The sequence below is a fragment of the Streptomyces sp. NPDC006365 genome (assembly GCF_042870755.1).
Classification (GTDB): Bacteria; Actinomycetota; Actinomycetes; order Streptomycetales; family Streptomycetaceae; genus Streptomyces; species Streptomyces xiangluensis.
The window spans coordinates 92,004-111,191 of record NZ_JBIAHS010000020.1; the positions used below are offsets into that span (position 1 = coordinate 92,004).

At 68.5% G+C, this 19,188-nt stretch carries 17 protein-coding genes and 2 pseudogenes; 14 read left to right on the plus strand and 5 right to left on the minus strand.

Features of this window, described 5'->3' with window-relative positions:
• Positions 1-18: 18 nt before the first annotated feature.
• Positions 19-240: pseudogene (locus ACFYO0_RS37630) on the plus strand (alpha/beta hydrolase); the annotation flags it as partial.
• A 1-nt stretch (position 241) separates the two neighbouring features.
• Here ACFYO0_RS37630 and ACFYO0_RS37635 read toward each other — a convergent pair.
• Together ACFYO0_RS37635 and ACFYO0_RS37640 are read right to left on the minus strand one after the other, a co-directional pair.
• Positions 242-1,462 (minus strand): FAD-dependent monooxygenase, encoded by a 1,221-nt coding sequence (locus tag ACFYO0_RS37635; protein ID WP_388685405.1) that lies wholly within the window; start codon positions 1,460-1,462, stop codon positions 242-244.
• Entirely contained in the window at positions 1,459-2,856 is a 1,398-nt protein-coding gene (locus tag ACFYO0_RS37640) for an MFS transporter (RefSeq protein ID WP_388685408.1), read from the minus strand. The genes ACFYO0_RS37635 and ACFYO0_RS37640 overlap by 4 nt, the downstream gene beginning before the upstream one ends.
• Positions 2,857-3,145: 289 nt before the next feature.
• Between ACFYO0_RS37640 and ACFYO0_RS37645 the strand changes: the two genes are divergently transcribed.
• From ACFYO0_RS37645 to ACFYO0_RS37655, 3 genes are all read left to right on the plus strand, one after another.
• Positions 3,146-3,778 (plus strand): TetR/AcrR family transcriptional regulator, encoded by a 633-nt coding sequence (locus ACFYO0_RS37645; protein ID WP_388685411.1) that lies wholly within the window; start codon positions 3,146-3,148, stop codon positions 3,776-3,778.
• 482 nt (positions 3,779-4,260) lie between these two features.
• Entirely contained in the window at positions 4,261-4,923 is a 663-nt protein-coding gene (locus ACFYO0_RS37650; protein ID WP_388685413.1) for a hypothetical protein, read from the plus strand.
• Positions 4,920-5,957 (plus strand): hypothetical protein, encoded by a 1,038-nt coding sequence (locus tag ACFYO0_RS37655; protein WP_388685416.1) that lies wholly within the window; start codon positions 4,920-4,922, stop codon positions 5,955-5,957. Before ACFYO0_RS37650 ends, ACFYO0_RS37655 begins: the two co-directional genes overlap by 4 nt.
• A 223-nt stretch (positions 5,958-6,180) precedes the next feature.
• Here the strand turns inward: ACFYO0_RS37655 and ACFYO0_RS37660 are convergent, their stop codons facing one another.
• Together ACFYO0_RS37660 and ACFYO0_RS37665 are read right to left on the minus strand one after the other, a co-directional pair.
• Positions 6,181-6,375: a DUF397 domain-containing protein gene (locus tag ACFYO0_RS37660; protein ID WP_388685418.1), complete on the minus strand. Its 195-nt coding sequence runs from the start codon at positions 6,373-6,375 to the stop codon at positions 6,181-6,183.
• A 13-nt stretch (positions 6,376-6,388) separates the two neighbouring features.
• Positions 6,389-7,243, minus strand: coding sequence for a helix-turn-helix domain-containing protein (locus ACFYO0_RS37665; RefSeq protein WP_388685421.1), 855 nt, complete (start codon positions 7,241-7,243; stop codon positions 6,389-6,391).
• A gap of 233 nt (positions 7,244-7,476) precedes the next feature.
• On the opposite strand from ACFYO0_RS37665, the gene ACFYO0_RS37670 reads away from it, so the two are divergent.
• From ACFYO0_RS37670 to ACFYO0_RS37680, 3 genes and pseudogenes are all read left to right on the plus strand, one after another.
• Positions 7,477-7,932 (plus strand): ATP-binding protein, encoded by a 456-nt coding sequence (locus ACFYO0_RS37670; protein ID WP_388685423.1) that lies wholly within the window; start codon positions 7,477-7,479, stop codon positions 7,930-7,932.
• 102 nt (positions 7,933-8,034) lie between these two features.
• Complete coding sequence (locus ACFYO0_RS37675) at positions 8,035-9,036, plus strand: hypothetical protein (protein ID WP_388685426.1); 1,002 nt, start codon at positions 8,035-8,037, stop codon at positions 9,034-9,036.
• A 46-nt stretch (positions 9,037-9,082) separates the two neighbouring features.
• Positions 9,083-9,181 (plus strand): annotated as a pseudogene (locus ACFYO0_RS37680) (IS5/IS1182 family transposase); the annotation flags it as partial.
• 126 nt (positions 9,182-9,307) lie between these two features.
• On the opposite strand, the gene ACFYO0_RS37685 reads toward ACFYO0_RS37680, so the two are convergent.
• Entirely contained in the window at positions 9,308-9,904 is a 597-nt protein-coding gene (locus tag ACFYO0_RS37685) for a TetR/AcrR family transcriptional regulator (RefSeq protein ID WP_388685428.1), read from the minus strand.
• 87 nt (positions 9,905-9,991) lie between these two features.
• Here ACFYO0_RS37685 and ACFYO0_RS37690 point away from each other — a divergent pair, with 87 nt between their 5' ends.
• The 7 genes from ACFYO0_RS37690 (at position 9,992) to ACFYO0_RS37720 (ending at position 18,903) form a co-directional block, all read left to right on the plus strand.
• Positions 9,992-10,723 carry an SDR family NAD(P)-dependent oxidoreductase gene (locus ACFYO0_RS37690; RefSeq protein WP_388685430.1) on the plus strand — a complete coding sequence of 244 codons (732 nt, stop codon included), beginning with the start codon at positions 9,992-9,994 and terminating at the stop codon, positions 10,721-10,723.
• Positions 10,724-11,054: 331 nt separating this feature from the next.
• On the plus strand, positions 11,055-12,437 hold the full coding sequence (locus ACFYO0_RS37695; protein ID WP_388685432.1) for a nitrate/nitrite transporter: 1,383 nt from the start codon (positions 11,055-11,057) through the stop codon (positions 12,435-12,437).
• A gap of 135 nt (positions 12,438-12,572) precedes the next feature.
• Positions 12,573-13,733: a uroporphyrinogen-III synthase gene (locus ACFYO0_RS37700; protein WP_388685434.1), complete on the plus strand. Its 1,161-nt coding sequence runs from the start codon at positions 12,573-12,575 to the stop codon at positions 13,731-13,733.
• 119 nt (positions 13,734-13,852) lie between these two features.
• The gene (locus ACFYO0_RS37705) at positions 13,853-14,455 is read left to right on the plus strand and encodes a CGNR zinc finger domain-containing protein (RefSeq protein WP_388685436.1); all 603 of its coding nucleotides are present in this window, start codon (positions 13,853-13,855) and stop codon (positions 14,453-14,455) included.
• Between the two features lie 452 nt (positions 14,456-14,907).
• Positions 14,908-15,429, plus strand: coding sequence for a sigma-70 family RNA polymerase sigma factor (locus tag ACFYO0_RS37710; RefSeq protein WP_037675339.1), 522 nt, complete (start codon positions 14,908-14,910; stop codon positions 15,427-15,429).
• Positions 15,430-15,467: 38 nt separating this feature from the next.
• Positions 15,468-16,244, plus strand: a complete 777-nt coding sequence (locus ACFYO0_RS37715) for an anti-sigma factor family protein (RefSeq protein ID WP_388685438.1) — start codon at positions 15,468-15,470, stop codon at positions 16,242-16,244.
• Between the two features lie 91 nt (positions 16,245-16,335).
• Positions 16,336-18,903 carry a HelD family protein gene (locus tag ACFYO0_RS37720; protein WP_388685439.1) on the plus strand — a complete coding sequence of 856 codons (2,568 nt, stop codon included), beginning with the start codon at positions 16,336-16,338 and terminating at the stop codon, positions 18,901-18,903.
• Positions 18,904-19,188: the final 285 nt, after the last annotated feature.

Here is a 19,188-nt window from a genome sequence, read left to right on the forward strand (position 1 = left end):
CTCCCGAAAGGCACGACCGTGCAATTCACTTCTGAGGAGCACCTCGACGACGGCGTCCTCGAGCGCGAATTCACCCTCGGCGAGATTCCCGGCACCCTGTGGACGCCCGGGTCCGCACCGGCCCCGCTGGTCCTGATGGCCCACAACAACGGCCTGCCCAAGGCGGAACCCCGGCTGGTGGCCCGGGCCCGGTACACCGCGGCGCGCGGCTACGCGGTGGCCACGGTTCGCGTGCCTGGAGTTACGTCATGGGCAGGAATTCGGGCAGAGTGAGGGCCGAGTGGGCCGGTCGCCCTTCCGCGGAGGGCATGGTGCTGAGTTTGCGCAGCATGTCGTTGCGCTGCTCCAGGGCCCGGGCCGTGGTGGGGAAGAGTGTGGCGCCGCCCTCGCCGACCTGTTCCTGGTTCACGGTCACAAACTCACGGGTGTTGTGTTCGTAGGCGGCGAAGCCCGAGGCGTGGTCCCGGTCGGCCAGGGAAGCGGCGAGCATGTACGCGCCGACGAGCGCGAGGCTGGAGCCCTGTCCGGTGAGGAACGAGGGCGCGTACGCGGCGTCACCCACCAGCGCGACCCGTCCGCTCGACCAGCGGGGCATCCGGATCTGGCTGACCCCGTCGAAGAACAGGTCATCCGCGTCGCGCATGGCGGCAATCATGCCCGGGACCTCCCATCCCGCGTCGGCGAAGACCGCGGCGACCAGGTCCCGTTGGGCTTCCGGGTTCCGGAACGCGTCGAACGGCGGTTCCGGGTGGGCGAAGTTCAGGAAGGCGTGCACTTCGTCGTTGTCCCCCACGGCGTAGAGTGCCGCGGCTCTGCCCGGGGTGTTCCACATCATGGTCTCGTGGGAGAGCCCGAGGGTGTTGCGCATGGTGAACACGGCGAAGCAGTAGCCGAGGTACCGGTGGAACCGCTCTTCGGGGCCGAACAGCAACTCGCGGGTACGTGAGTGCAGTCCGTCCGCACCGACCACCATGTCGAACGTACGCCTGCTGCCCCCGCGGAAGGTGACGTCGACCCCGTGGCCGGACTGGTCGAGGGTCTCGATGGAGTCGTTGAACAAGAACTCCACGTCGTCACGGACCGCCGCGTAGAGAGCGCCGGTGAGATCCCCGCGCCGCACCTCCAGGTCCTGTCCCGCGACACCGCCGGTGACGGCGTGCGGGTTGACCGAGGCCACCTCGCTGCCGTCCCCGTCGAGGAAGGTCAGCCGGCGCAGATCGATGTGCGCGTCCTGGAGTCGCGGCAGGATTCCCATCCTCCGGACGACCTCGAGTGCGGTGCCACGCACGTCGATGGGGTAACCACCGTCACGAGGTGTGCCCGCCTTCTCGACCACCGTGACCGCGAATCCGTAGCGGTTCAGCCAGAACGCGAGGGCGGGCCCCGCGACGCCGGCCCCGGATATCAGGACCTTGCGCCTAGGCGTGGTATGGACACCCCTCGACAGATCGGTGCGGGTCATTCCTTGACTCCTTTGCTCATGGTCCGGGCGACAAGCAAGGACAGCGCCGTGACGGCGCCGGCTATGACGAAGCCGGTGACGAAGGCCGATTCGGCCGGGACATCCGACCCGGAAGGGGTCCCGGCGGCGAGGAGCGCAGCACCAACCTGCGAACCCACGGCCATGCCGAGCACGCGAGTCACCAGGACCAGGCTGGTGGCGATGCCGGTGTCACTTTGATCGACGGATGTGGCGGTGCTGGTCACCATTGCCGTGATGCACAGGCCGTTGGCAAGCGCGATCATCATTTTGCCGATGACGAGGTGCCAGACCTCGGTGTGCACGGCTGCCAGTGCGATCAGGGCGGTGGCCATGATGACGATCCCGGCGGTGGCCACGGCACGCGAGCCGAAACGCCGAGCCCCGATCCCACTGATCGGCCCGGCGAGCGACGCGGCCACTGTGCCGGGCAGCAGGTAGAAGCCGATCTCGGTGGCGCTGGCCCCGAAGCCGTACTCGTCGGCGGGCACATCGAACAGCTGCGGGACGAGATAGACCGCCATCGCGGTACCGAGGCACATCACGAACGTCAGCACGCACGACTTCCATATCGCAGGCCGTGCCAGCATGCGCAGATCGATCATCGGCGAGGCCGCACGACGCTCAACGGCTATCCATCCGGTCACGAAGGCGGCCAGAAGCACGATGAGGGCGCCGAACACGAGTGGCTGCGAGCCGGCGTCGGCCGCCAGCCCGAGTACGAGCATGAGCGTGACCAGCGTCCCGCTCAAGAGACCCAGGCCGGGCCAGTCGACCCCGGCGTCGTCCGACCGGCGCGGCGCATCATGCGGCATCAGCCCGTTCACAAGCAGGGTGGACCCGATGACCGCGATCGTCGGCAGCGCGAACATCCAGTGTCGGGACAGCTGCTCCGCCACGGGCCCGGCCGACAGTATTCCCGCCATCCCGCCCGCCACGAACAACCCGCTGACCACCCCGATGGCCACCTTCGAATCTCCCTCGGGGAGGTGTTCGCGCACCAGGATGAACGACAGGGGCAGCGCGCCCACCATCGCCCCTTGCAGTACCTGGCCGAGCAGCAGCACGGGCAGGTTCGGCGCCAGCGCTGACACCAGGCCTCCGGCCGAGACCACCGCCATCAGCCGGATCAGGACTCGTTTTCCGCCATAGCGGTCGCCGAACTTGCCTGCGACCGGTGTGATGAGCGCGCCGGTGATGGCGAGCACGATGCTGAGTAACCCCCCTTCGGCTCGACTCATATCCAGCTCGCGTTGCAGGAGCGGGAGCGTCGGCGCCAACACCCCCTCCAAGGCACCGGTGGAGACCGCCAGCAGGCCGAGGGCCCAGACAGCGGCCTTCTGGATGCGGACCGGGGGAGCCAGAGTTGCGGTCATGGACGTCCTTTCCGTGATTGCCGGGCGAGTAAGGGGGCGGCCGTACGCGTAGCGCTGCCGCCTTGCCGGGCCCGGCGCGGACCGCAGCGGCCATTCACGCGGGGCGCAGTGTGCTTGGTGCTTGGTGGACAGGGCCGAGGCCGTCCGGCGGGGCGAACCCGGGGAAGCGGCACCCGAGGTGGCGCATGCACGGCTCCGCCGGGCGGAGCGGGTGTACGGGTACGGCACGCGCCACCATGAGCTGGATATTACACTACACCGTGCAGTGTAGGACGGTTAAGATGTGCCCATGCCGACCACGAAGACACTGCGCGAGGGGTCCGCGCGGAAGCGGGCCGCCATCCTCTCGGCGGCCCGGGAACTGTTCCTCGCCGACGGCTTCGACCGGTCCAGCGTCGACGCGGTCGCCGCCCGGGCCGAGGTGTCCAAGCGGACGGTCTACGACTACTTCGGCGACAAGCGGACGCTGCTGCAAGCAGTCGTCGACGCCGTCGGCCAGTCACTGATCACCACGATCCGGCGCACCCTCGACGACACCCTCACCGACGTCGCCGAGGCCGCCGAGCTCGAGGACGCCCTGGTCACGTTCTCGATGCGCATCGCGACCGACATGCTCGGCTCGGCGGAGTACGCGACGCTGCAACGCCTGGTCCGGGCGGAGTCCGGCCACCTGCCGCACCGGGGTGAAAACCCCCTGGCCGACACCCCCGACGAGGCAATTGCCGAGCGGTTCGCCGCCTTCGCCGCGGCCGGGCTGCTCGACGTCCCCGACCCCCGACTCGCGGCCGACCAGTTCCTCGCGCTGACCTTCGGCGTCGCGCTGGACAGGCTCGGTTCCGCGAATGCCGCGGAGGACACCCGCGTCCGGCCACTCGTCGTCGAGGGAGTGCGGACCTTTCTCCGGGCATACCGAACCATGTAGGGCTGGGGCAACACGGAGGAACAGTGCGCCGTCGGCCCACGTTTCCTCCCTCTGCTCCTCCCTCTTCGCGAGTATGAGTTCGTCTGAGACGGCGAGTGGTGGTTGCTGGTCACCGGCATCAGGGCGCCCGCGTCCGGGACGCCTGAACGACCGTCAACAAATCGGAGGGAACGAGGAGTCGGCATCGCGAAGTGTCAGCCCGGAGGCCAACTGGACGCCGTCTGTTACGGAGCTGTGTCCGCTTCGTTGAAGATGGAGCCAGGTGGACGACGCCATCCGACGGTTTGCACTGGCCAAGGCGGCAGTTGTGCCGCTTCCCGCGGATCACTCAATAGAAGCCCCCCGACTGCTATTTGGTGAGCTTATGGGTGCTTTGGGGTTCGTGCGGACCTGTCCTCGGGGCAGTTCGCTCTGGTGTCCCCACCGCCGCGTCGATAGCGTTACTCCGCTCATATAAACCCTCGCCCCACCGGGAGTTGTTAGTGAACCGCCGCCCCACCCTGCTCGCAGCGATCACGCTGACCGCCGCTGCGGCTTTGACGCTGTCCGCCTGTGGCGGCGGCGACAGCGACAGTTCCAAGGACAACGACAAGATCGCGGGCGCTGATGTAGGGGCCGACAAGGAGTCGGCTTCGCCGAGCGCGAGTGCGGCCGCCTCTGCCGAGCGCCCGAAGATCGAGTTGCCGTCGGATCTGACACACACCTTCACCCCAGAGCAGTCCGATGACGCTGTCCAGAATGCGGTCCTCAAGGACAACGCCGAGCTCGTGCGCGCGCTTGACGCGGCCATTGTTGCCCAGAACCCACGGCTGCCCGCCCTGGAGTTCTATACAGAGGGCGAAGCCGCGGTAGCCGCCGAGAAGTGGGTCAAGGCGTACACGGATGCGGGCTGGACGATCACTGGAAGCGTGCGCTACTTCGATCGCCAGGTCACGGTGAGTTCCAAGGACACTGCTTCACTCACCTACTGCGCAGACGAGAGCAAGGCATTCGGCAAGGTCATCAAGACCAAGGAGATCAAGAAAACGAAGGTCACCAAGAAGAGCTACGTCGCTTATGGCGCGCAGGTGGAGAAGAACGATGACGGGGTTTGGGAGCTCATGAAGATCGTCTCTACCCGAGGGGCTGACAGGTGCCAGCCATGAGTCGACTCTTCCGCATCGCGGCGGTTGTGCTGGTCGCGGGCTCTATCGGTACGATTTCGGCCCCCATTGCTAACGCCGAGCCAACCCCTCCAGGGGGAGGGTCATTCGGTGGTGGAACCGGCAACGGTCCATCGGGCGAGGCTGACGGTGACACCATCTCCGCGACCGCTGGCGGCGTCGTCTTCGACCGCTCGAAGAACGGCAGCGGCGACTCGGTGGGTTCCGTTACCTCCACCACGTCCTGGACCCCGCCCCCCTGCTGGTACGCCCCGAAGTACACGCCCGAACAGCTCCAGAAGCAGATGGAACCGATCTGGGAAGCCGGGTCGACCGGCAGCGGATGGGACAGCGAGCAGCGCAACCGATACGTCAACGGCGAGCCGTACAAGGACTTCAACAAGGACAAGACCGGCGAGGGGTATTTCTGGGACTCGTATGTCGACGAGGACTATCCGCCTGGCTGGGACAAGTGCCAGGAACCCCCGTTCTGGGTGGACGAGGGCGACCCTCCGCCGGCCAACATCGAGAACGCCGTCACTCCCGAGATCCTCGCCCAGCTCGCGTACGCCGAAATCCAGGTGCCCGGCACCGAGGTGACGCTGGCACCCGAGGGCACGACCAAGGTCAATCTGCCGACGTGGGCGTGGCTGGACGGCGCCGACTTCAAGCCCGTCTCGGTCACCGCGTCCGTACCCGTGATCGGCATCCAGGCGACCACGACCGCCGAGCCTGTCTCTCTCAAGATCGACCCCGGTACCGAGGACGCGGAGACCTACCCCGCCTCTGGCGAGTGCGAGATCAACAACGGCAAGATTGGCGAGCCGTATGCCAAGGGCAAGGCCGACGAGACGCCGCCGTGCGGCGTGAAGTATCTGCGCTCCTCGGGGGACGGCACGTACCCGCTTACGGCCACGGTCACTTGGAAGATCTCTTGGGTCGGCACGGGTATCGATGCGGAACAGCCCCTCCCGGACGGTGAGTTCGGTGCCGAGCAGGACGTGATCGTGCAGGAGATTCAGGCCGTCAATCGCTGACCGCGGTGACGGACCCGTGCCGCGGCCAACTGTCCCCTCTGAGGGGATGGTTGGCTCCGCGATGCCGTGGCCTTCTGCCGACGAGCGCGCGCCCGTTCAGGCTCGTGCCTGACAAGTGGCCTGTCCCGGGGAGAGAAACGGTGCGCCGGCTGAGGGCATCGTTGGGTGATTGGAAGGTTTGGGACACCGGGGCGGTGTTTGGGTGTCCAAACCTTCCAGTCGTTCAGGTGGTGCGCGGGTACGGGTGGGTCTTCAGGGCTCGTATCAGGTCATCTAGACGAGGGCGGGTTGTTATGAGGATGACCTCGGGTTCGTCGCTTTCGCGGAGGTGGATGGCTCCGGTGGAGGTGGCAGCGACGTAGACGCAGTTCGAGCCGTCGCCGCTGTACGTGGACTTCTGCCAGTCGGTGGTGTGCACAGTCGGTCCCCTCTCACGTTTCCCGGATGAGGCGGTGGATGAAGTCGCGTGATTTGGCGGGGCTGAGGGCGCACGACTCCATGCGGTCCAGCACGGAACGGTACTTACTCAACTGCGCCTCCGCGTCGAGGAATTCACAGGCGCCGTGATGGTTGTCCAGCTGGACGGTGTCGAGTTGCGGGACCGGGCCCTCGACGTAGTCGAAGGACTGGCCCGTGGTCGGGAAGTGGTCGGCTCCGAAGGGGACCACCCTGACGGTGACATTGGGCAGTTCGCTCATGCCGATCAGGTGCTTGAGCTGGCCGAGAGTGACGGCAGGGCCGCCGAAGCCCATGCGGAGTGCCGTCTCGTGGATGATCGCCGAGTACGGGGGCGGGTCCTTCCGGTGTAGGACGCCCTGCCGCTTGATGCGCAACGTGAGGCGGTGCTCAATCTCGTACTGGCGCATGGGCGGGGCGACTTGCTGGAAGAGGGTTCGGGCGTGGTCCGTGGTCTGGAGCAGGGCCGGGATATGGACGATGAGTGCCGCCCGTAGCCCGGTGGCGTGGTGCTCGAGTTCGGCGAGGTCGATCAGCGCGGCGGGCAGGTGCTCGCGGTACTCCTCCCACCACCCGCGCGTCCGCCGCCCGGTCATGGCGACGAGGGCATCGATGAGCCGGTCGTCCGAGCAGTCGTACACGTTGGCCATGGAGCGAACCCGGTCGGCGCTGATGGGTGTGCGGCCGGTCTCGATCATGCTGACGCGCGCCTGGTTGACGCCGAGCAGCTCGGCGGCGCCGGTGGCTGTGAGCCCGGCCCGTTCACGGAGTTTGCGCAGCTCGGCGCCGAATCTCCGTTGCCTCAGGGTCGGATTGCTGGTGGGTGGCAAAGCGTTTCCTTCCTGGCCGCGACGCGGTGTCCCTTCTCCCTCACGCGAGTGAAGCTTCGATGCTTCCTGCGCAAAAAGTTAGATCCATCTAACCATTTGCTCTACGGTAGTCACGTACCGCCCAACTGCCCTCGCCTGTAAGCCGGAAGCGCACCACACCCCTGGCAATGCCACCGCCCGGCGCCGCAGTTGTGCGAGCTCAAGTTCCCCTCCCTTCTCTCCCGGAGGCATTCATGGTCACCGTAGCCCCGCCCGACACCTGGTCGTACGCCCTTCGCCTGCCTCATGACCCACGCGCTGCACGCGTCGCACGTATGACCGTGCGGGCTGCGCTCAACGGACACGGAATGTCCGAAGTCCTCGACGTCACCGAGCTGTTGACCTCCGAGTTGGTCACCAACGCCTACCGCCATACCAAAGGGCCGGCCTCCCTCCGGCTGACCGCGCCGGGGGACGGACGGTTGCGGGTCGGCGTATGGGACAGCAGTCCTCAAATCCCCGCGCCCTTCGACGAGCCTCCTGGTGATCGCGTCGCACCGCCTGCCCCGACGGACGCGGAAGGTGGGCGCGGGCTGCTCCTGGTACGGGAGTACGCGAGCTCGTGGGGCGGCTGGCCCCTTGGTGACGAGCTGCTCGGGCCCGGTGCCGGGAAGCTGTTGTGGTTCGAGGTGGGAGGGAGCGGGAGGTAGTAGTCAGTAGCCGTCCGCGGCAGCCCCTGTGCCCCAACTCCCGTGGCCTATAGGGTGCGAGTGCAAACAGACGGTCACAGATGGCAACGGGGAAGGTTTGGCGTGAGTCAGCGGCAGGTGCAGAAGATGTTTCGGCTCATGGCTGGTGGGGATGCCGTTGAGCTCACCAGTGCCATGGCGTCCGTGAAGAAGCTGGCTCGGCTTGCCTTCATTGCGGAGCAGTTCGGGTATCAGTACGCCGATGTTCGGCAGGGTGGGCAGGGCAATTCGCTGAAGATGCTCATCGTGCCCGATCCCAGTCCGCAGGCTCAGACTCGTGCCGCGCAGAACTGGGCCCAATATCCGCAAGCCGGGGACGGGACGTCTCTGCCGCCCTTCGTACCTGATGCGCTGGAGCTGCTGAAGGCTCGGATCAACTTCGATCTCACCGGCAAGAGTGCCGAGAAGCGGATGGGGTTCGGGGCCATCGGGGTCACCGTCGGTATGGCCATCGGGGTCGCACGGGCCAGTGGGGACGGGGTCACCTTCGTCATTGGGATGTGGGTGCTCCTTATGGCGATCCTGGGTGTCGGGTTCGTCGTCACGCGGAAGCGGAACGCCAAGTTCGCGGCGCGGTTGCAGGCCGCCGGGTTCACGCCCGTTGCGGATGAGACGGGGAGGGTGCGGTATCTGCCTCCGGGGGCGCAGCTTCCGGGGCACGCGAATCCGTTCGCCGGTCAGCAGCACATACAGGCGGGGCAGGGCAATCCGTTCGCCGGCCAGCAGCAGGGTCAGCCGGCGCAGACATACGGCCGGCAGCAGGGTCAGCCGGGACAGCCGTACGGCCAGCCGCAGCAGCCCTACGCACCCCAGCAGCCGTACGCGCCCCAGCAGCCCTTCGCACCCCAGCAGCCCTTCGCACCCCAGCAGCCCTACGCGGCCCCGCAGGCCCAGGCTCCCGCCCCCGGACCGTACGGCGGTCAGCAAGCCCCCGCCCCCGGACCGTACGGCAGCCAGCCGGGCCAAGCAGGCCAGCCGGCCCCCGGCCCCTACGCCCAGCCCCAGCCTCAGCCGTACGCCCAACCCGACAACCCCTACGGCCAGCCCCAACCCCCTCAGCACTGAACAGCCGAGCATTGAGCTTCTTCAGCGGTGCCGTTCCAGGGTGGATGGGGATGCCCTGGCGTGCTCCCCTGCACTGCCGGGCCGTGCCCACGACCTGACCGTCGCCCGTACCCACCGGATCAGCAGGGTAGATGATCAACGAGGCCCCTGGGCTGCTTGGTTGAGACGTCATGAGACGTCATGAGACGTCAGACATCTCCACCGACAACCCGGGGCCTCGTCTGTCACGCACCCTCGGCCATCCCCCGAGCGGTGGCCGGACTGAAGAAGCTCAGTGAGCGGGGCGGGGCAGTACAGCAAGGGCTGTCGAGGCTATATCGGTCAGCGTCTCCTCGCTCGCTCCGGCCTTGCCCAGCGCTTCAATGCCGCGCAGTACGGCGAGCACCAGCGCAGCCAGCTTTCCCGGATCCGCGTCCGCGGCAATATCGCCATTGCGCTGACAGGCTGCGATGTCGCCCTCCAGTAGCGCCTGCAGCGCCTCGATGGCCGCGCGCGCCCGCTTGGCCACCGTCTCGTCGTGTTCGGCCAGCTCGGCGGCGCCCTTGGCCAGCAGGCATCCGCGGCGGGCGGTGTCTGCGGCAGTCGCCGCCGCCACCGCGTACACGTGGGCGGACAGCCGCGCGTAGGCGTCCGCGTCGTTGCCGCGCAGCTGCCGGCTCACAGCATCGACGGCGGAGCCGCAGTAATCGTCGAACACGCGGTGGAACAGTTCCTGCTTTCCGCCGAACGCGCCGTACAGGCTGCCTTTGCCGAGCCCCGTCGCCTCGGCGATGTCCTCCATTCGCGTGGCGGCGTACCCACCCGACCAGAACCGCTCCCGGGCAGTGTCCAGCACCTGCTGCTCGTCGAACTTCCTGGGTCGTGCCATGAGGACAGCTTAGCCATTCTTGACTGGTTCGTCCATAACAGTCTAGCGTTATGGACGAACCAGTCAAGAACTGAGGAGTGGGCCGTCATGACGGAAGTACTCGCAGGCAAGGTGGCAGTGGTCACCGGAGCCAACAGCGGCATTGGGCTCGCCATCGCCAGGCGGTTCGCCGCCGAGGGGGCGCGGGTGTTCCTGGCCGGTCGCCGTCAGGAGCCGCTCGACGCGGCCGTCGCTGAGATCGGGCCGGCGGCCACCGGTGTGAGGACCGATGTTTCGGTACAGACGGACCTCGATGACCTTTACTCGGTCGTGCGCGAGCAGGCGGGCCGCATCGACGTGCTCGTCGCCAACGCCGGCAGCGCTGTCCCCCAGCGTCTCGGTGAGATCACAGAGGAAGCCATCGACGCCACCTTCGGTACGAACCTGAAGGGCACGATCTTCACCGTGCAGAAGGCGCTGCCCCTGCTGTCGGACGGCGCCTCCATCGTAGTGACGGGATCGACCAGCGCCCTCGTCCCCGAACCGGGCCTGGAAATCTACGGCGCGTCGAAGGCGGCGGTGCGCAACCTGGTGCGCAGCTGGGCGCTCAGCGCGCAGGAACGGAAGTTCCGGGTGAACGCGCTGAGCCCCGGCCCGACCGAGACCCCGGGCCTGATCGGCGCCGTAGGCCCGGACCACCAGCTCGCCTCGCAGGTGCCGCTCGGCAGGATCGGCCGCCCGGACGAGATCGCCGCCGTGGCGACGTTCCTGGCCTCGGACGCTTCCAGCTTCGTCAACGGCGCCGACTGGTTCGTCGACGGAGGCCAGGCGCAGGTCTGATCGTGCCCCTCATGCGGTGGGCATACCGGGTGAACCGACGCCCCGCCCCACAGGCGGGGCGTCTTCGCTTGTTGAACGCGGTCACCCCCGAGCCACGTACTCTCCCTCAGTAACGCAATCAGCTCCGTACGATCCCCACCCGGCGCACCCCGAACCCACGCGGTCCCCCCTCGCGACCTCACCGCCGCCCCCGCCCCCTCGTGAGAGCAACGTTCCCCGGCGGTCACTCACAGGCACAGACCGGAAACGCGCCATCCCTACCTTCGGGACTCATCAACCCAAGTACGGACCCCACGTACGACACCTGAGCCCGGAGAACCGTGGAGGCGTCATGACAGCCCCTAGTACAGCCCCCGCATCGAGCAAGGGAGGCCGCTGGATCGAGCACTGGGATCCGGAGAACGAGACCTTCTGGAAAGAGACCGGCGAGAAGGTCGCCCGGCGGAACCTTTGGTTCTCCGTGCTCTCGGAGCACATCGGGTTCTCGATCTGGACCCTCTGGTCGGTGATGGTGCTCTTCATGGGCCCCGAGTACGGGCTCACCCCCGCCGACAAGTTCTTCCTCGTCGCCATGGGGACCCTGGTCGGCTCGATCGTGCGTGTGCCGTACACCTTCGCCGTCGCCCGCTTCGGCGGCCGCAACTGGACGATCTTCTCGGCGAGTGCGCTGCTCGCCCCGACCATCGCCGCGTACATCGTGATGGAGCCGGGCACCTCGTACTCCACGTTCATGGCCTGCGCGGTGCTCGCGGGCATCGGCGGTGGCAACTTCGCCTCCTCCATGACCAACATCAACAGCTTCTTCCCGCTGCGGAAGAAGGGCTGGGCGCTCGGTCTCAACGCGGGCGGCGGCAACATCGGTGTACCGGTGGTGCAGCTGGTCGGGCTCGCGGTCATCGGGGCGAGCGGCGGGCCGCGACTGCTGCTGGGCCTCTACATCCCGTTCATCATCATCTCCGCCGTCTGTGCCGCCGTCTTCATGAACAACATCTCGTCGGTGAAGAACGACACCGGCGCGGCCGTCGACGCGGTGAAGGACGGACACACCTGGATCATGTCCTTCCTCTACATCGGCACCTTCGGCTCCTTCATCGGCTACAGCTTCGCCTTCGGCCTCGTGCTGCAGACGCAGTTCGGCCGTACGCCGCTGCAGGCGGCCTCGATCACCTTCATCGGCCCGCTGCTCGGCTCGCTGATCCGGCCCCTGGGCGGCTGGCTCGCCGACCGCTTCGGCGGCGCGAAGATCACCCTGTGGAACTTCGCGGCCATGATGGTGGCCACCGGCGCGATCGTCGCGGCCTCTGTGGAGGAGTCGCTGCCGCTGTTCAGCGTGGCGTTCATCGCGCTGTTCGTCCTGACCGGGCTCGGCAACGGCTCGACGTACAAGATGATCCCCGGCATCTTCCAGACCAAGGCTGTCGCCATGGGGCTGGATGGTGAGGCGGCCGCCGCGTACGGGCGCCGTCTGTCCGGTGCCTCCATGGGTCTCATCGGGGCCGTGGGCGCGCTCGGTGGGCTCGGCATCAACCTCGCCTTCCGCCAGTCCTTCCTCTCCGCGGGCACCGGAACCGGCGCCTTCGTCGCCTTCCTCGCCTTCTACGCGGTCTGCTTCGTGGTCACCTGGGCCGTATACCTTCGCCGCCCGGCGCCCGCCAAGGGCGAGGCCACCACAGCCTCTGAGGCAAAGCCGCAGCTCAGCTACGCGGAGGTGTGACGTAACACTGCCGACATCAAGCGGAACCGAGCCTGTCACGAGCCGTTGACAGGCTCGGTCGACCGCTGATGTACGGCGGGCACGACCGGTACGTACAGACCGGTGCGGGATGAATCAACATCGGGACGACAGCTGATGCACGACGAACTGCAGCGACCAGACCGACACGAACACGGACCCCTCGCGGGATTCACCGTCGGCGTGACGGCGGCCCGCCGTGCCGACGAACTCGGTGCACTGCTCCAGCGGCGTGGTGCCGCCGTTCTGCACGCTCCGGCCCTGCGCATCGTGCCCCTCTCCGACGACAGCGAACTGCTCGCGGCGACCAAGGAACTCATCGACCAGGCGCCGGACGTCGTCGTTGCCACCACGGCGATCGGGTTCCGGGGGTGGGTCGAGGCCGCCGACGGCTGGGGGCTCGGCGAGGCCCTGCTCGACCGGCTGCGCGGTGTCGAACTGCTCGCCCGCGGCCCCAAGGTCAAAGGCGCGATCCGGGCCCAGGGGCTGACCGAGGAGTGGTCCCCGTCCTCCGAGTCCATGGCCGAGGTGCTCGACAGGTTGCTGGACGAGGGGGTCGACGGGCGCCGGATCGCGATCCAGCTGCACGGCGAGCCGCTGCCCGGCTTCGTCGAGGCGCTGCGGGATTCGGGCGCGGAGGTCGTCGGCGTACCCGTCTACCGGTGGATGCCGCCGGAGGACATCGCCCCCGTCGACCGACTGCTCGACGCCACGGTCTGCCGCGGCCTGGACGCGCTGACCTTCACCAGCGCGCCGGCCGCCGCCTCGCTGCTGGGCCGCGCGGAGGACCGTGGGCTGCTGCCCGAGCTGCTCGCCGCCCTCAACCACGACGTGCTGGCGGCCTGCGTCGGCCCGGTCACCGCGCTGCCGTTGCAGGCCCGGGGCATCGACACGGTCCAGCCGGAGCGCTTCCGGCTCGGCCCCCTCGTGCAGGTGCTGTGTCAGGAACTGCCTTCGCGGGCGCGCACGTTGCCGATCTCGGGCCATCGGGTGGAGATCCGCGGGCACGCGGTACTGGTGGACGGCGCGCTGCGGCCCGTACCGCCGGCCGGGATGTCCCTGCTGCGCGCGCTGTCCCGGCGGCCGGGCTGGGTCGTGTCCCGCGCCGAACTGCTGCGGGCGCTGCCCGGTGCGGGGCGGGACGAACACGCCGTCGAGACGGCGATGGCCCGGCTGCGTACGGCACTGGGGGTGCCGAAGCTGATCCAGACCGTGGTCAAGCGGGGTTACCGGCTCGCCCTCGACCCGGCGGCGGACTCGAAGTACGCGGACGTGTGACGCTTCCTCGGCTGCGCGTCAGCCGCCCTGGGGGTTCCGGCCGCGCTCGCGGGCAGGCACTGTAGGGGTACGACCCTCACCGACCCCTATGGCGGTAACCCCAAGGCGGTGACAGGAACATGGCATTGGGTACAGCCGCGGCCACGGCCTCGTACGAGCAGCGGTTCGACTCCGGGCGGATCTGTCTGGATCTGTTGGCGACCACGCATCCCGAGGAACGGCTTGACGCGGTCGAGCCGTTGCGGGCCTGGATCAGTGGATCGGGGCTTGTTCCTGCGGGTACGCCGCTGGTTGCGGCCGACGCGTCCTGGCTGGTGGGCTTTCGCGAACTGCGCGGGCATATCGGGCGTTTGGTGCGCGGCGAGCCCTCGCGGGACTCCCGGCCCTTCGGCATCGCGCTGGCACGCGTCAATGAACTGGCCCGTGTCGCGCCGCCGCCGGCTCCGCGCGCGGTGTGGGACGACGAGGGTTCGCTCGTACGGGCCCTCGACGGCGCCCCTTCGTGCGCCGCGCTCCTTGCCGCTGTGGCCCGCGATGCCGTGGAGCTGATCACCGATCCCGTTGCCCGGGCGGGCATCCGGCAGTGCGAGGGGGACAACTGCCCCATCGTGTACCTCGATACGTCTCGGGGGCGGCGGCGCCGGTGGTGTTCCAGTGAGACGTGTGGGAACCGGGAGAGGGTTGCTCGGCATCGGCGGCGGGCGGCGCTTGCCCGGGCGTGAGGGTTTCTTCCCCGGCCCCGCCCCTTCCCGAAATTGGGGGCGCGCCCCCAACCTCCGCCAGGGGGCTGACAGGTCGTGTTCTGACCGCGGGTTCGTTGTGGCTTGTCGCGCAGTTCCCCGCGCCCCTATGGGGTGCTGTCCTGTACGTCCCATTTGCGCTCGCTGTTTTCTAGTGACATTGGCAACAACGTGTTTCCTCCTGTCGCCGTCGGGGCAACGGCGCGATCTTGCCAGTGTGGCGGAAATGTAAAGCCCGAGTGACGGGAATGTGCTGCCATGTCCGGCTGGTCCCGGGTGGTCGAAGAAACTTGGGTCACACGTTGAACAGCCCAACTCCTGTGTGCGTACCCGGTGTAGAGCGACCGACTCGGGGGAACCCCCGGACACCGGAGGTAGGCGTGCGCAAGGATTCCGCCGTGGCCGATGAACGACCGCCGAGGGCCCGACATCGCATGTCCCAGCCCTCGGAGCCCGACGAGGAGCTGATGCGTGCGCTGTACAGGGAACACGCGGGGCCCCTGCTCGCCTATGTGCTGCGGCTGGTCGCGGGGGACCGGCAGCGCGCGGAGGACGTTGTGCAGGAGACGCTCATCCGCGCCTGGAAGAACGCCGGTCAGCTCAACCGAGCTACCGGTTCGGTACGCCCCTGGCTGGTGACGGTTGCCCGGCGCATCGTCATCGACGGCCACCGCAGCCGGCAGGCCCGGCCTCAGGAGGTGGACCCGTCGCCGCTGGAGGTCATCCCCGCGGAGGACGAGATCGACAAGGCGTTGTGGCTGATGACACTGTCGGACGCGTTGGACGACCTGACCCCTGCTCACCGGGAGGTCCTGGTCGAGACGTACTTCAAGGGACGTACCGTCAATGAGGCGGCCCAGACGCTGGGCATACCCAGCGGCACCGTGCGCTCCCGGGTGTTCTATGCCTTGCGTTCGATGAAGCTGGCGCTGGAAGAGCGTGGGGTGACGGCATGAGCACATACGGGGGATACGGAACGGGTACTCCTGGACCTATGCAAACTCCGCAGGGTCAGGGTGATGTGCACGAAACCGTGGGGGCGTACGCCCTCGGCATCCTCGACGACGCCGAGGCGACCGCCTTCGAGGCCCACCTCGCGACCTGCGACTGGTGCGCGCAGCAGCTGGACGAGCTCGCCGGCATGGAGCCGATGCTCGCCGCCCTCGCGGATCTGCCGGAATCCCAGGGAACCCCGGCCATAGGCGAATCGCTGTCCGCCAAGCCGAGCCCACGTCTGGTCAACCGGCTGGTCGACGAGGTCGCGGAGCGCCATGCCCAGAAGCGACGGCGCGGCATGTACATGGTCGCGGCGGCAGCGGCGCTGATCATCGGCGGCCCGGTCACCGCGATCGGGGTCACAGGCGACGGCGAGAGCAACAAGGTGGAGGCGGCGCCGCGCTCCACGAGCCCCGCCGAGGACGCCTTCTTCCACGACATGAAGGACAAGGTCTCCGCCACCGACCCGACCACCAAGGTCAGCGCCACGGTCGGCATGGAGGACAAGGCCTGGGGTACCCACGCGGTCCTGGAACTGAAGAACCTCAAGGGCCCGGAGAAGTGCTCCCTCGTCGCCGTCGGCAAGAACGGCGAGCGCGAGACGGTGAGCTCCTGGTCCGTCCCCAAGTGGGGTTACGGCATCGAGAGCAGCACCAACGAGAAGGCGAAGAAACCGCTGTACGTCCACGGCGGAGCAGCCATGACACCGAACGAGATCGACCACTTCGAGGTCGTCACGTTCGAGGGCACGCGTCTGGTGCAGGTGGACGCGTGACGGAACTGCGCGAGCCGCGAGCGCATACGTAGCTTCCGGGGCCCCCTTCGCGTACGGTTGACGGCTGCCATGCACGTCAGAAGGGGGCCCGGTGGCCGCTCAGGTTCAGCAGGAAGCCGCGCTCGGTTCGGTCGACACATCTGCCCACGACTCCGTTCGGGAACGGGAGATCGGGGTCGAACAGGAACACCTTGACCGGGTGTACCGACGCCTCGAGGAGAAGATCCACGAGGCGGAGTTCCTGATGAACGACGCGGCCAAGCGCGGTCAGGTCGGCACGCCGGGCGCGCTGGCCGAGCGGGACGCTCAGGTGTTCCGTGCGGGGATCCACCTCAACCGCCTGAACAACGAGTTCGAGGACTTCCTCTTCGGACGGATCGACCTGCTGGCCGGCAAGGACGGCAAGAAGGGTCCGGACGGCGCCTACACGGCGGTCGAGCCCGCCGAGGGGGCCATACGGTCCGACAACACAGCGGACATCGCGGAAACGTTGCACATCGGGCGGATCGGCGTCCTCGACGCGGACTACTCCCCGCTGGTCATCGACTGGCGGGCGCCGGCCGCCGCGCCCTTCTACCGCTCGACACCGGTCGATCCGGGACGGGTCGTACGCCGCCGGGTCATCCGCTCCAAGGGCCGTCGCGTACTGGGTGTCGAGGACGACCTGATGCGACCCGAGCTGGCCGCCTTCCTCGACGGGCACGAGCTGCCCGTCGTGGGCGACGGCGCGCTGATGGCCGCGCTCGGCCAGGCCCGCGGCCACACCATGCGGGACATCGTCGCCTCCATCCAGGCCGAGCAGGACCAGGTCATCCGGGCGCCCGCCGCTTCGGTGACGTACGTGGAGGGCGGCCCCGGCACCGGCAAGACCGCCGTGGCCCTGCACCGGGCCGCGTACCTCCTCTACCAGGACCGCCGCCGGTACGCGGGCGGCATCCTGATCGTCTCGCCCACGCCGCTGCTGGTGGCGTACACCGAGGGCGTCCTGCCGTCCCTCGGCGAGGAGGGGCAGGTCGCCATCCGCGCGGTCGGCTCCCTCGTCGACGGGGCCGAGGCCACGCTGTACGACTCACCGGCGGTGGCCCGCGCCAAGGGCTCGTACAGGATGCTGAAGGTGCTGCGGAAGGCGGCGCGGGGGGCGCTGGAGACGGCGGGTGAGGCGGGCCCCGCTGCTGAGTCCGGCGGGCGCGGCGACGCGTTCTCGCGCTCCGCACGGGACGGAAACGGCGCGGCTTCGCGGGCACGCGGCCAGGGACGCGTGAACCAGCGCGCGCCCGGCACGGGTGGCGCGCCCGGACGCTCGCGGAACGCCGACGCGGAACAGCTTGCCTTCGGCGACGACTTCGGCGATGGCGACTTCGGTGACGACGGGGCGCAGGCCCCCGCCCTCCCGACCACCCGCCTCCGCGTCGTCGCCTTCGGGCGCCGCCTCGAACTGGAGGCCGACGAGCTCGACCGCATCCGGCGTACCGCCCTGTCCGGCACCGCGCCCGTGAACCTGCTGCGTCCGCGCGCCCGCAAACTGCTGCTCGACGCCTTGTGGGAGCAGTCCGGCGCCGGATCCCGGCACAGCGACCCGGAGCTGGCCGCCGAGCTGCGGTCGTCGTTCGACGAGGACATCAGCTCCGAGGACAGCTTCATCGCGTTTCTGGACGCCTGGTGGCCCGAGCTGACACCGCGCGCCGTACTGGCCGCGATGGCCGACGAGAAGCGGCTCGGACGCTGGGCCCGGCGGATCCTCAACCCCGGTGAGGTGCGCCGCGTCGCCCGCTCGCTCGGGCGCGACGGGCTCTCCGTGCACGACGTGGCGATGCTCGACGAACTCCAGGCGATCCTCGGCACACCGGCCCGCCCCCGCAAGAAGCGCGAGGTGGACCCGCTCGACCAGCTCACCGGCCTGGAGGAGCTGATGCCGGCCCGCGAGGAGTCACAGCGCGAGCGCGCCGAACGGCTGGCCCAGGAACGTACCGAGTACGCACACGTCATCGTTGACGAGGCGCAGGACCTGACCCCCATGCAGTGGCGCATGATCGGCCGCCGCGGCCGGCACGCCACCTGGACGGTCGTGGGCGACCCCGCCCAGTCCTCGTGGTCGGACCCGGACGAGGCCGCCGAGGCCCGAGACGAGGCCCTCGGCACCCGCCCACGCCGCCGCTTCACGCTCACGGTCAACTACCGCAACCCGGCCGAGATCGCCGAACTGGCCGCGCGCGTGCTGGCGCTGGCCATGCCCGGCTCGTCGTCCCCGTCCGCCGTTCGGTCGACGGGCGTGGAGCCACGTTTTGTGACGACGAACAATGGACGCAGCACCGTCGCACGGGACGGGCTCGCGCGGACCGTCCGGGAGGAGGCCGCGCGGCTGCTCGACCGGGTCGACGGCACGGTCGGCGTAGTCGTCGCCATGAACCGGCGCGCGGAAGCCGCCCGGTGGCTGGCCGGGCTCGGCGATCGCGTCGTGGCCCTCGGGAGCCTGGAGGCCAAGGGACTGGAGTACGACGCGACCGTCGTCGTCTCGCCCGCGGAGATCGCCGACGAGTCGCCGGCCGGACTGCGCGTGCTGTACGTCGCCCTGACCCGGGCCACCCAGCAGCTCACCGTCGTCTCACAGGACCGCGACGAGCACGACGCGAACGGAGTGCCCGACCTACTGCGCGACTGACGGGTCCGACCCCGCGGCATTTCCCGTGGCCCGGAAATGAACTCTCGGGACGGGAATTGCCTTGAGGGGATCCTTTGTTACGGTGGATGAGGCACCGACCCGATCCAAGCCCCCGGGCCCAACCTTCGTCGCTTCGAGCGACCACTTGCCGCGAGGCGAGCATGGCGGGTCGGTGCCATTGAATGTGTGAGAGGTACAAGGGGCCTGTGTCACCTGGTGACACAGGCCCCTTTTCCTGTCCCAAGTACGCCGGAATTTCCCTGGCACCCCGTGCCACCTGCGCGA